This window comes from Nocardioides nematodiphilus, from assembly GCF_020216525.1.
Classification (GTDB): Bacteria; Actinomycetota; Actinomycetes; order Propionibacteriales; family Nocardioidaceae; genus Nocardioides; species Nocardioides nematodiphilus.
On record NZ_JAIWOY010000005.1, the window covers coordinates 148,290 to 160,334 of the forward strand.

Annotated in this window: 11 protein-coding genes; 8 read left to right on the forward strand and 3 right to left on the reverse strand. The window is 71.3% G+C overall.

All coding sequences use genetic code 11. The features are described from left to right. The first annotated feature begins 191 nt into the window (after window positions 1-191). Together KSO98_RS10645 and KSO98_RS10650 are read left to right on the forward strand one after the other, a co-directional pair. Entirely contained in the window at window positions 192-1,547 is a 1,356-nt protein-coding gene (locus KSO98_RS10645; protein WP_225285517.1) for a DUF445 domain-containing protein, read from the forward strand. Continuing rightward, entirely contained in the window at window positions 1,544-2,446 is a 903-nt protein-coding gene (locus KSO98_RS10650; RefSeq protein ID WP_225285519.1) for an Abi-alpha family protein, read from the forward strand. The genes KSO98_RS10645 and KSO98_RS10650 overlap by 4 nt, the downstream gene beginning before the upstream one ends. A gap of 128 nt (window positions 2,447-2,574) precedes the next feature. Here KSO98_RS10650 and clpB read toward each other — a convergent pair whose 3' ends face one another. After that, complete coding sequence (gene clpB, locus KSO98_RS10655; RefSeq protein WP_225285521.1) at window positions 2,575-5,181, reverse strand: ATP-dependent chaperone ClpB; 2,607 nt, start codon at window positions 5,179-5,181, stop codon at window positions 2,575-2,577. A gap of 225 nt (window positions 5,182-5,406) precedes the next feature. Here clpB and KSO98_RS10660 point away from each other — a divergent pair, with 225 nt between their 5' ends. The 4 genes from KSO98_RS10660 to KSO98_RS10675 are packed head-to-tail and all read left to right on the forward strand — an operon-like array spanning window position 5,407 to window position 8,610. Next, entirely contained in the window at window positions 5,407-6,078 is a 672-nt protein-coding gene (locus tag KSO98_RS10660; RefSeq protein ID WP_225285522.1) for a hypothetical protein, read from the forward strand. Window positions 6,079-6,111: 33 nt separating this feature from the next. Then, window positions 6,112-6,945, forward strand: a complete 834-nt coding sequence (locus tag KSO98_RS10665) for an aldo/keto reductase (RefSeq protein ID WP_225285523.1) — start codon at window positions 6,112-6,114, stop codon at window positions 6,943-6,945. Window position 6,946: 1 nt separating this feature from the next. Further along, window positions 6,947-7,978 (forward strand): hypothetical protein, encoded by a 1,032-nt coding sequence (locus KSO98_RS10670; RefSeq protein ID WP_225285525.1) that lies wholly within the window; start codon window positions 6,947-6,949, stop codon window positions 7,976-7,978. After that, window positions 7,978-8,610 carry a hypothetical protein gene (locus KSO98_RS10675; protein ID WP_225285679.1) on the forward strand — a complete coding sequence of 211 codons (633 nt, stop codon included), beginning with the start codon at window positions 7,978-7,980 and terminating at the stop codon, window positions 8,608-8,610. Before KSO98_RS10670 ends, KSO98_RS10675 begins: the two co-directional genes overlap by 1 nt. Here KSO98_RS10675 and KSO98_RS10680 read toward each other — a convergent pair. Continuing rightward, a complete protein-coding gene (locus tag KSO98_RS10680; protein WP_372457778.1) occupies window positions 8,600-9,859 on the reverse strand; it encodes a pyridoxal phosphate-dependent aminotransferase in 1,260 nt (419 codons plus the stop codon). The genes KSO98_RS10675 and KSO98_RS10680 overlap by 11 nt on opposite strands. On the opposite strand from KSO98_RS10680, the gene pyrE reads away from it, so the two are divergent. After that, window positions 9,806-10,339 (forward strand): orotate phosphoribosyltransferase, encoded by a 534-nt coding sequence (gene pyrE, locus KSO98_RS10685; RefSeq protein WP_225285527.1) that lies wholly within the window; start codon window positions 9,806-9,808, stop codon window positions 10,337-10,339. The two genes, KSO98_RS10680 and pyrE, sit on opposite strands and share 54 nt — an antisense overlap. A gap of 79 nt (window positions 10,340-10,418) precedes the next feature. Here pyrE and KSO98_RS10690 read toward each other — a convergent pair whose 3' ends face one another. Next, the gene (locus KSO98_RS10690; protein ID WP_225285529.1) at window positions 10,419-11,126 is read right to left on the reverse strand and encodes a DedA family protein; all 708 of its coding nucleotides are present in this window, start codon (window positions 11,124-11,126) and stop codon (window positions 10,419-10,421) included. Window positions 11,127-11,262: 136 nt separating this feature from the next. On the opposite strand from KSO98_RS10690, the gene KSO98_RS10695 reads away from it, so the two are divergent. Next, complete coding sequence (locus tag KSO98_RS10695) at window positions 11,263-11,910, forward strand: TrmH family RNA methyltransferase (protein WP_225285676.1); 648 nt, start codon at window positions 11,263-11,265, stop codon at window positions 11,908-11,910. Window positions 11,911-12,045: the final 135 nt, after the last annotated feature.

The window sequence follows — 12,045 nt, forward strand, 5'->3', positions numbered from 1 at the left end:
CGAGGAACGAGCTCAGGCTCTGGCCGCGAACGAGTGAGCCAGCGCGTCGCGCTGGGCGGCCGCAGAGATCTCGGAATGAGGGCACCGGACCTGTCCGCGATCTTGACGTGACCGACGAGTAACCCCGGCGTCTTCGCTACGTTATCCGCGGGGCGGAGGTGCGCGAGGCATCTCCGCCTGGGATGAAGGCGGTGGGCGCGACGTTCGAGCAGATCGAGCACTATCTGGGCGACGTCGACTGGACGTTGAGCAACCTCGACTCGGCCCGGGACTGGATCGCCTTCGCATCGATCCCGCTCTTCACCGGTGTGGTGGGCTGGCTGATCAACTGGTCCGGACTGATCATGCTCTTCTACCCGATCCACTTCCACGGTGCCCGGATCAAGGGGATGGCCGAGCTCGCACGCGTACTCCCGCGCAAGATCCAGGAGGTGCCCGGGTTCCTCCAGGGCGGCCTCGGGTGGCAGGGCATCGTGCCCGCGCGCGCGGCCAAGATGGGGTCGATCGCCGTCGACAAGGCGATCGCGAAGCTCGGCACGCCCGCGGAGTTCTACCAGCAGCTCGAGCCGGAGAAGATCGGCGAGCACATCGTCACGATGTTCGCCCCCGAGATCCCGGCACTGGTCGACGACGTGATGCGGCAGGCCTCGCCGTCCACCTGGCGCGACCTGCCCGAGCCCGCCAAGCGCGCGGTGGTCGCGCGGGTCCAGGCCCAGCTGCCCGCCGTCGTCCACACGATCACCCAGGAGATCGGCGAGCACATCGATCAGCTGCTCGACCCCAAGATCATGGTGATCGAGCACTTCCGCGCCAACCCCGAGCTCGTGGTCAAGGTCTTCAAGGACATCGGCCAGAAGGAGCTGAACACGATGGTCAACATCGGGTTCGTCTTCGGCTTCCTGTTCGGCATCCCGGTCGCCTTCCTGGACCACTGGTTCCACCAGTGGTGGCTGCTGCCGGTGCTCGGCATCGGGGTCGGCTGGGCCACCAACCTGCTCGGCATGTGGCTGATCTTCGAGCCCGTCGAGCCCACCCGCTACTTCGGGATCCGCTTCCACGGCCTCTTCCTGCGGCGGCAGAACGAGGCCGCCGAGGTGTACGCCAGGATCATCGCCGACGACGTCATCACCCTCGAGCGGATCGGGGACTTCCTGGTCGACGGCCCGCGCGGCGACCGGACCCGCGCGATGCTGATCGCCGCGCTCGGCCCCGCCATCGACCGCGCCGCCGGCCTCGGACGCGGTGCGGCCCGGGTCGCGCTCGGCGCGCGCTCGTACGACGCCATCAAGTCGGGCTTCGCCCTCGAGGCGGTCGACCGGACCCTCATGCCGTTCCGCGACGAGGCGTTCAGCCGCCAGCAGTCCGGCAAGATCCGCACGCTGATCGCGCAGCGGACCAAGGAGCTCGCGCCCCGCGACTTCGTCGAGATGATGCGCTCGGCGATCAAGGAGGACGAGTGGATGCTCTACGCCCACGGAGCGATCATGGGCGTGGTGGGTGGCTTCATCCACCTCTCGATCTTCGGCGTCGGAGGAGGCGGACGATGAGTGACCACCTGCCCGAGGTGCGCCGCACCGGCGCGGTCTCGGCGCTCCCCGGGGTCGCCCGGCTGGCGGCGACCTCCTGGCTGCGGACCGCCCAGTGGGGCGTCGTCGCGGGCGTACGGACGGGCCGGCGCGTCGCCGGCGTCGTCACCAACCCGCGGGCCGCGGTCGACGTCGCCTCGGGCGTCGCGGCCGCGTCCGGCATCGTCGCCGACGTGGCCAAGGGCCTCGGCTCCGGCATGACGCTGGGGGAGGCCGTCGTCCAGGTCGGGCAGGCGCTCTCGCCGGGCAGCGGCCGCAACGGGAACGGCGGGCAGGCGCCTGCGGGCCGGCCGGTCAGGGGAGCGCTCCCGGCGCAACAGTCCCTGCGCGAGCAGGGCGAGGCGCTGCTCGCGCGCTCGCGCGACGTACGGGACGACGACTCCGCGCACCCCGCGTACGCGCACATCCTCAGCGAGCTCGCGCCCGATGAGGCGCGCATCCTGGTGCTGCTCGTCGAGGACGGCCCGCAGCCGTCCGTCGACGTCCGCACCGGCGGGGCGTCGCTGCTGACCGGCTCACACCTGATCGCCGCGCAGCTCAACATGATCGGCGCCCGCGCCGGGCTGCGGCACGTGGACCAGGTGCCCGCCTACCTCAACAACCTCTTCCGGCTCGGGCTGATCTGGTTCTCCCGCGAGCAGCTGAAGGATCCCCTCGAGTACCAGGTCGTCGAGGCCCAGCCCGACGTGCTCGCGGCGCTGCACGCGGCGCGCGCGACCAAGGTCGTCCGCCGGTCGGTGCAGCTCACGCCGTTCGGCGTCGGCTTCTGCCGCTCGTGTCTGGTCGACGACCCCCACGGCGACTTCCCGGAGCATGCCGCTCCACTCGCCGCCGACACCTCGTCGCCGCCGAAGGGCTGAGCAGCGCGGTCGCGAGCCGAGCTCGCGCGAAAAGGTCACCGTGACCCTTGGCGCCGAGAGTGACCGTTACGAACGGTCACTCTCGGGCTGAACGGTCACGGTGACCTTTTGCGACAGACTCGCCGGCGTCAGACGGCCAGCGTCAGGCCGTCCTCGCCGACATCGACCGTCACGTGGCCGCCATCGGCCACTTGGCCGCCGATGAGCAGCTTGGCGAGGCTGTCGCCGATCGCGGACTGCACCAGACGGCGCAGCGGACGCGCGCCGTACGCCGGGTCGTAGCCGGTCTCGGCCAGCCACTGCTTCGCGGCGTCGGTGACCTCGATGGTGATCCGCCGGACCGCGAGCCGCTTCTCCAGCGACGCGAGCTGGAGCTCCACGATGTGGGTCAGCTGCTCCTTGGTGAGCGCCTCGAAGGTGACGATCTCGTCGAGCCGGTTGAGGAACTCGGGCTTGAAGGTCGCCCGGACCACCGCGAGCACGGACTCGCGCTGCTTCTCCGGGTCGAGGAGCGGATCGGTCAGGAACTGCGAGCCCAGGTTGGAGGTCAGGATCAGGATCGTGTTGCGGAAGTCCACGGTCCGGCCCTGGCCGTCGGTGAGCCGGCCGTCGTCGAGCACCTGCAGCAGGATGTCGAAGACCTCGGGGTGCGCCTTCTCGACCTCGTCCAGCAGGACCACGCTGTACGGACGACGGCGGACCGCCTCGGTCAGCTGGCCGCCCTCGTCGTACCCGACGTAGCCCGGAGGGGCACCGACGAGCCGCGACACGCTGTGCTTCTCGGAGTACTCCGACATGTCGATCCGGATGATCGCCCGCTCGTCGTCGAAGAGGAAGTCGGCCAGCGACTTGGCCAGCTCGGTCTTCCCGGTGCCGGTGGGGCCCAGGAAGAGGAACGAGCCGGTGGGCCGGTTGGGGTCGGCGATGCCCGCACGGGAGCGGCGGACGGCGTCGGCGACCGCGCCGACGGCCTCGGTCTGCCCGATGAGGCGCTTGCCGATCTCGGCCTCCATCTCGAGCAGCTTGGCCGTCTCGCCCTGGAGCATCCGGCCGGTCGGGATGCCGGTCCAGGCCTCCACGACCTCCGCGATCTGCTCGGGGCCGACCTCCTCGCCGACCAGGGGCGGCTGCGCGTCGCCACCCGGCAGCGCGCGCTCGTCGGCGGCGCGGGAGGCCTGCTCGATCTGCTGCTCGAGGACCGGGATGCGGCCGTAGAGGATCTCCGAGGCGCCGCCCAGGTCGCCCTCGCGCTGGAGGCGCTCGGCCTCCATCCGGAGCTGGTCGAGCTGGCGCCGCAGGTCGCCCTCGCCCTCGAGGGAGGCCTTCTCGCGCTCCCAGCGGGCCTCCAGGCTACGCAGCTCCTCCTCCTTGTCGGCGAGGTCGGCGCGCAGCACCGAGAGCCGCTCGACCGAGGCGTCGTCGGACTCCTTGGCGAGCGCGAACTCCTCCATCTTGAGCCGGTCCACCTGGCGACGGAGCTGGTCGATCTCCTCGGGGGAGGACTCGATCTCCATCCGGAGGCGGGAGGCGGCCTCGTCGATCAGGTCGATCGCCTTGTCGGGCAGCTGGCGCCCGGAGATGTAGCGGTCCGAGAGGGTCGCGGCGGCGACCAGGGCGGCGTCGGTGATCCGTACGCCGTGGTGCGCCTCGTACTTCTCCTGGATCCCGCGCAGGATCTGGATGGTGTCCTCGACCGACGGCTCGCCGACGTAGACCTGCTGGAAGCGGCGCTCGAGGGCCGGGTCCTTCTCGATGGACTCGCGGTACTCGTCGAGCGTCGTCGCGCCGATCATGTGCAGCTCGCCGCGCGCCAGCATCGGCTTGAGCATGTTGCCGGCGTCCATCTGCGAGTCGCCGCCGGCGCCCGCGCCGACGACGGTGTGCAGCTCGTCGATGAAGGTGATGATCTGGCCCTCGGCCTGCTTGATCTCCTCCAGCACGGCCTTGAGCCGCTCCTCGAACTCGCCGCGGAACTTGGCGCCCGCAACCATCGCCGCGAGGTCGAGGGAGAGGACCCGACGACCCTTGAGGGAGTCCGGTACGTCACCGGCGACGACGCGCTGCGCCAGCCCCTCGACGACGGCGGTCTTGCCGACGCCGGGCTCGCCGATGAGGACCGGGTTGTTCTTCGTCCGGCGCGACAGGACCTGGATGACGCGACGGATCTCCTGGTCGCGGCCGATGACCGGGTCGAGACGACCCTCCTCGGCGGCCTGGGTCAGGTCGACGGAGTACTTCTCCAGCGCCTCGTACGTCGACTCCGCGTCCTGCGACGTCACCCGGCGCGAGCCGCGGATGGCGCCGAGGGACTCGCGCAGGCCGTCGGCGGACAGACCGGCCTCGGTGAGGAGGCGCTTGGCGCTCGACTCGACCGTGGCGAGCGAGATGAGCAGGTGCTCGGTCGCGACGTACTCGTCCTTCATCGACTGGGCGAGCTCGAGCGCGCCGGCGAGGACGCGCGAGACGGCGGCACCGAAGCTCGGCTGGCCGACGGTCTCGCCGCTGACCTTGGGCAGCGCGTCGCGCTGGGCGGCGGCGGTGCGCACCAGGGCGGGCGCATCGGCGCCGGCCTTGGCGACGAGGTTGGCCGCGCTGCCGTCCTCTTGCAGGAGGAGCGCGACGAGAAGGTGGATGGGCTCGATGGTGGAGTTGCCGGCCGTCGTCGCCGACAGCTGGGCGGCCTCGAGCGCCTCGCGGCTCTTGGTGGTGAACTTGTCGATCCCGAACTGGCTCATCTTCTTCTCTTGCTCTCCTGCTGTGAGTGGATCCGTGGAGCAGCGATTCCCCGGGGTGGGGAGGGTGATTCTTCCGCTCTCCCTGTCCAACGCACCACAAGTTGAGTCTGTTCCACTCAACTTTGGACTTGATACCTCCGCCGGTATCTGCTCTAGTCGGGCTACCTGTCAGTAGTCATCAATGACTACTCCGATGATTCCCCTCTCGGCGCAAGGAGTCTCCCCATGCCGTTCCTGACCCGTGACCTGCCCCCCGGTGGTCGCCACATCGACCGCACCGTGCCGCCTGCGGTACCGCTCGCGCCCGCCGCGGCCCGGGTCCGCCAGCTCCTGCCGGTCGGCCTCCTCGTGGCCGCGTCCTCGGCCGGGGTCGCGCTGAGCCCGATGCTCGGCGGCGGCACCACCGCCGTCGCCGACGCGAGTCACGAGACGGCCTCCTCCCGCGTCCCGGCCACGGTCCCGGACGAGGACTACCTGCCCGCCAGCAGCACCCACCTGGATCGCGCCGCGTACGTCATCTCCCGCGACGTGGACCGGCCCGCCGGCAAGCACCGCGCGCTCACCGCCGAGACGCGACCGGTCGCCCCTGTCGTCGCGAGCACGTCGGCGGGCGGCAAGCACCGCGCCAGCGGTGCGGCCGTCGAGACGGCCTCCGCGACGCAGCAGGCCGGCCCGAAGCACTCGGCCGCCACCCCGGCGCCCGCGACCAAGACGTCGACGACCACCGACGCCACGCCGGCCGCGACGGCGAGCGACCCGGCCTCGGCCACGCCGAGCAGCACCCCCACGACGAGCACGACGCAGCAGACCGATGTGCTCACCACGACCGTCGGCGGCGTGGGCCAGGTCGTCGGCGGCGTGCTCGGCACCGTCGGCGGCCTCCTCGGCGGCAACTGACCCCGGTCGGGGTCGCCCTTCTACGATGTGAGCGTGACCCCGACCTACTCCCTCAGTGACGGCACCACCCTTCCTGCGATCGGCTTCGGCACCTACCCGCTGAAGGGCTCCGAGGGCGTCGAGGCGATCACCAGTGCCCTCGGATCCGGCTACCGACTGCTCGACACCGCGGTCAACTACGAGAACGAGACCGAGGTGGGCGAGGCGCTGCGGGCCAGCGGCCTCCCGCGCGACCAGGTGCAGATCTGCAGCAAGATCCCTGGGCGCCACCACGCGTACGACGACGCGATCGCCTCCACCAAGGACTCGCTGCGCCGCCTCGGCCTGGACCACCTCGACCTGCACCTCATCCACTGGCCCAACCCGAGCCGCGACCTCTACGTCGAGGCCTGGCAGGCCCTCATCGAGCTCCAGCGCCAGGGCCTGGTGCGATCGATCGGCGTCTCCAACTTCACCGAGGCGCATCTGCGCCGGATCATCGCCGAGACCGGCGTCGCGCCGGTCGTCAACCAGATCGAGCTGCACCCGCTCTTCCCGCAGGCCGCGATGCGCGCCGTGCACGAGGAGCTCGGCATCCGGACCGAGGCGTGGAGCCCGATGGGCAAGCGACAGGGCCAGTACGACGCTCCGCCGGTCGTGGCGGCGTCGCAGCGCCTCGGCGTCACGCCGGGCCAGGTCATCCTGCGCTGGCACGTCGAGATCGGCTCGATCCCGATCCCGAAGTCCGCGACGCCCTCGCGCCAGGTCGAGAACCTCTCGATCTTCGACTTCACCCTGACCGCCGACGAGGTCGCGGCGATCTCAGCCCTCGGCCGACCCGACGGCCGTCTCTTCGACGGCGACCCCGACACGCACGAGGAGCTCTGAGTTGTCCGAGCAGGACAAGGGCCCCGTCCGTCCGCAGCAGGTCACCTTCGCCGGCCTGGCGGTGATCGGCGGCTCGCTGGTGCTGCTGATCGCCGCCTTCGACCAGATCAACACGCTGCACAGCCTCGACACCCGCAACGCCGTCGAGCAGCTGATCAACGACCAGCCCAGCGGACTCGGGATCACCGTCGAGGGCTGGCTGCGCATCCTCAAGGTCGTCGGCATGATCACCGGGGCCTGCGCTGCGGCTGCGGCGATCCTCGGCTGGCAGACGCTGCAGCGCTCGCGCACGGCCCGGGTCGTGCTGCCCGTGGTCGCGCTGCCGATGGTGATCGCCGGGCTCGCCATCGAGCCGCTCTTCGCCGTCGTCGTCGCGATCGCGGTCGTCATCCTGTGGCTGCCGACGGCGAGCGCCTGGTTCGACCCCGACAAGCGGGGCAGGGCTCCGGCCGTGATCGCCGGGCCTCCGCCGCCGGCCTCCCCGGCCCAGCATGAGCAGCACCAGGCGCCGCCGTACGCCCCGCCGATCGCGCCCAGCCCGTACGCGTATCCGCCCCCGCAGCACCCGTCGCCCTACCCGGCCTACGTCGCACCGAGCGCGACCCTGCGGCGCCCCGGCGCCGTCACCGCGGCCGCTGTCATCACGTTCGTCCTCGCGGGGATCACCGCGGCACTCGGCGTGGTGCTCGCCGTCGTCGGTGGCTCGATGGCCCCGGACATGATGGACGAGCTGGACCGGCGCGGCTACGACACCAGCCAGTTCACCGACCACGAGCTCGCCGTCGGCTTCGCGTTCCTCGGCGCCCTCGTCGCGATCGCCGCCGCGGTCGCGATCGTCGCGGCCGTCCTCGTGCTCCGCCGCTCGCCCGCGGCCCGGGTCGTGCTGACCGTGATGTCGGGGCTGTGCATCGCGCTCAGCGTCGCCGCCGTCACCTCGGGGATCTCGCTCATCACGCTGGCGGGCGCGATCGCGGTGATCGTGCTGCTGCACCGGGGCGCGTCCAAGGACTGGTTCGCAGGACGCGGCACCTGATGTCGGACCAGTACGGCTCCTACGACAACCCGTACGGGGTCCGACCGCCGTTCCCGCCGCAGCCCCCGTATGCCCCGTGGCAGGGGCCACCGCCTCCGCCGCCCGGTCTCTACCCGCCGCCCCAGCCGTCGATGCAGCCCTCGACGCAGCCGCCGTCGCACGCGGGCGAGCGTCGGCCGGGCGCGGTGACGAGCGCCGCGGTGCTGACCTTCGTCCTGAGCGGCCTCACGCTCCTGGTCCTCGTCGTCGGGATCATCGGGGTGATCGCCGTGCGCGTCGATCCGGGCCCGGATCCCGACGACGCGATCAGTCTGAGCGAGGCGGTGTTCAGCCTGATCGCGATCGGCGTCGCGCTCGTCGCGACCGTGGCCGCCATCGTGCTGGCCGCGCTGGCGCTCGCCCGGCGGCAGGGACCGCGGGTCACGCTCGTCGTGTTGTCGTTCCTCTACGCCGCCCTCGTGTTGCTGGTCGGTGTCGACCTGCTCATCGACGGCCTGCAGCCCGCGACCTCCGCCGGGGAGGTGGCCGGCGGCGTCGTCGTGCTGGTGCTCGGGCTGGTGCCCGCGCTCTGCGCGGTCCTCCTGCTGCTCCCGTCGGCCGGTCCCTGGTACGCGGGTCGCGTCAGGCGCTGAGGTCCGCGCGGGCGAGCCGCTCCACTGCGTCGGCGAGCACGTCGGGGCGCTTGCAGAAGGCCCAGCGCACCAGGTGACGCCCCGGGTTCTGCGCGAGCACCCGGTCGGGGTCGTAGAAGCCCTGCACCGGGATCGCCACCACGCCCGCGCGCTCGGGCAGCGCCCGGCAGAAGGCGTTGCCGTCGGCCCAGCCCAGGCCGCTGATGTCGGAGGTGGCGAAGTAGGTGCCCTGGGGCGTCGTGGTCGGCAGACCGATCCCGCGCAACCCGTCGCAGAGCAGGTCGCGCCGCTCCTGCAGCGAGTCGCGCAGCATGCCCGGCCACGCGGGCTCGGCATCGAGCGCGTACGCCGCTGCGACCTGCAGCGGCGCCCCGGAGGTGAAGGTCAGCCACTGCTTGGCCGCGAGGACCGCGCCGACGAGGTGCGCGGGGCCGACGGCCCAGCCCACCTTCCAGCCGGTGAGCGAGTACGACTTGCCCAGGCTGGAGAGCGTCAGGGTCCGCTCGCGCATCCCGGGCAGGGTGGCGATCGGGACGTGCCTGTTTCCCTGGGCGTCGACGCCGCCGAAGGTGAGGTGCTCGTACACCTCATCGGTCACCACGATCAGGTCGTGCTCGATCGCCACCTCCGCGACCGCCTGCAGCTCCCCGGCGGTCAGGACCGTGCCGGTCGGGTTGTGCGGGGTGTTGAGCAGGATCATCCGCGTCCGGTCCGAGACCGCCGCCCGCAGCGCCTCGATGTCGAGCCGGAAGTCCGGCGCCCGCAGCGTCACCGGACGCCGTACGCCGCCGGCCATCCGGATCATCGCGAGGTAGGAGTCGTAGTACGGCTCGAGGAGCACCACCTCGTCGCCCGGCTCGACCAGGCCCAACAGGGCGCCGGCGATCGCCTCGGTCGCGCCGGTCGTCACCGCGATCTCCGACACCGGGTCCCACGAGAGCCCGTAGTGCCGCTCCTGGTGACGCGATACCGCCTCGCGCAGGGCGGGGGCGCCCGGCCCGGGGGCGTACTGGTTGGCGCCGGTGCGCATCGCCGTCGCGGCCGCCTCCAGCACCGATGCGGGCCCGTCCACATCCGGGAAGCCCTGCCCGAGGTTCACCGCACCGGTCGCGAGCGCCAGCGCGGACATCTCGGTGAAGATCGTCGGGGGAATGCCACGCAGTCTCGCCACCGTCACGAGCCCTAAGGTAGCCCCGTGACCACGGACGCCACTCTCGCCGCTGACATCGACGCCACCTGCCGCCTGCACGGCACCTTCACCCTGCGCTCGGGCCAGGTGAGCGACACGTACTTCGACAAGTACCTCTTCGAGGCGCAGCCGGCCCTGCTCGAGCGCGTCGCCGCGCAGATGGTGGAGATGCTCCCGGAGGGCACCGAGCTCCTCGGCGGCCTGGAGATGGGCGGCATCCCGATCGCCACGATGGTCTCGGCCAAGACCGGCATCCCGGTGATCTTCATCCGCAAGAAGGCCAAGGAGTACGGCACGGCCAAGCTCGCCGAGGGTCCCGCCTTCGACGGCAAGCGGGTCACGCTCATCGAGGACGTCATCACGTCGGGCGGCGCGGTCCGCGACGCGGTCAACGCGCTGCGTCCGGCCGGCGCGATCGTCGACACGGTGATCTGCGCGATCGACCGCTCGCCGGTCGCGGGTGAGTCCCTCCGGGACGTCGGCCTCGCGATCCGTTCGGTCCTCACCCGCGCCGAGCTCGACGCGGTCCAGCAGGGCTGAGCCTGGTGGTCACGCGGTGCCGCAGCGCGGCACAGGCCGCTGTGGCACCGCGTCACCTACCGGAGAGACGAACACCTGATCAGTCGCGAGTGGCAGGCTCCTGGGCCTGGGCGTGCTTGTTCGCCTCGCTGCGCTTGCGCAGCCACTCGACGCCGAGGACGATGACGGTGACCGCGAGCAGGCCGTAGGTGACCAGGTCGATGTACTTGCCCAGCCCCGGGAAGCTCTTGCCCAGGATGTAGCCGATCAGGGTGAGGAGGCAGACCCACCCCACGGCGCCGATCGCGCTCCAGACGAAGAAGGCGCGCTTCTCCATCCGGGTCACGCCGGCGACCAGGGTGATGTACGTACGGACGAACGGGACGAATCGGCCGACGACCAGCGCCGAGTGGCCATGCTTGTCGAAGAAGGCCGAGGTCTGGTCGAGGTACTCGCGCTTGATGATCTTCCCGTCGCGCTCGTAGATCCTCGGCCCGACCTTCTCGCCGATGAAGTAGCCGGTCACGTTGCCCGCGAACGCCGCCGCGGTGTAGACCACCAGCACGAAGATCAGGTCGCCCATGTGACCGCCGGGCAGGATGCTCACCTTGCCCTCGGCGATGAAGAGCCCCATCGCGAAGAGCAGCGTGTCGCCCGGCAGGAACGGGAAGAGCAGCCCGCACTCGATGAAGAGGACGACGATGCCGACCCAGAACAGGGCCGCACCGAACTTGTGGAGCAGGAAGTCCGGGCTCAGCCACTGCGTGAAATCATGAAGGCTGATCGCCTGGACGAGAAGATCGTGCACACCCGAACACTAGACGGCGATACCTGACAATGAGATGGCGACGGTGCATCTGATGGACGAAGAGCCTCCCGCGGGGGCCGCGACCCCTGTCGCCTCCGGCGACGGCGACTCCCTCGCCCGGTCGCCCTACGACCCGATGCCGCACGGGGCGCCCGAGGTGGGCGTGGGGCCCTGGCCCGGTGGGCGCGCGGACTGGCCCCGGGAGCCCCGGTACGACCCCGAGCTGCTCGAGCACGGGGACCGGCGCAACGTCGTCGATCGCTACCGCTACTGGTCGCTGGAGGCGATCAGGGCCGACCTCGACACCCGGCGGCACTCGTTCCATGTCGCCATCGAGAACTGGCAGCACGACTTCAACATCGGCACGATCGTGCGCTCCGCGAACGCCTTCCTCGCCGCCGAGGTGCACATCGTCGGCAACCGGCGCTGGAACCGTCGCGGGGCGATGGTGACCGACCGCTACCAGCACATCCGTCACCACGAGGACGTTCCTGCACTCGCGGCCTACCTGCACGAGCGGGGCGTACGACTGCTGGGCATCGACAACCTGCCCGGCTCGCTGCACCTCGAGACGATGGCGTTGCCGAGGGACGTCTGCTTCCTCTTCGGCCAGGAGGGCCCCGGCCTCTCCGAGCAGGCCCGCGAGGTGTGCGACGGGACGTTCTCGATCGCGCAGTTCGGCTCCACCCGCTCGATCAACGCCTCGTCCGCGGCCGCGATCGCGATGCACTCCTGGGTCGTGCAGCACGCCGACCTCGGTGCCGACGAGGCCTGGCGGGGCTAGCCCGCCACCTCCCGGCGGGCCTCGACGAGGCCGTCACCGCGACGGCTTGCGCGGCCGACGTCCACGGCCTCCACGCCGCCGCGCTGGCGGGCGCCGTCCTGCTGGTCGCCGCCGCGGTCGCCACGCTCACGCGGC

Coding starts and splice junctions, on each gene's coding strand:
- KSO98_RS10650 (WP_225285519.1), top strand. CDS start 1,544: ATGAGTGACCACCTGCCCGAGGTGCGCCGCACCGGCGCGGTCTCGGCG.
- clpB (WP_225285521.1), bottom strand. CDS start 5,181: ATGAGCCAGTTCGGGATCGACAAGTTCACCACCAAGAGCCGCGAGGCG.
- KSO98_RS10660 (WP_225285522.1), top strand. CDS start 5,407: ATGCCGTTCCTGACCCGTGACCTGCCCCCCGGTGGTCGCCACATCGAC.
- KSO98_RS10675 (WP_225285679.1), top strand. CDS start 7,978: ATGTCGGACCAGTACGGCTCCTACGACAACCCGTACGGGGTCCGACCG.
- KSO98_RS10695 (WP_225285676.1), top strand. CDS start 11,263: ATGCCGCACGGGGCGCCCGAGGTGGGCGTGGGGCCCTGGCCCGGTGGG.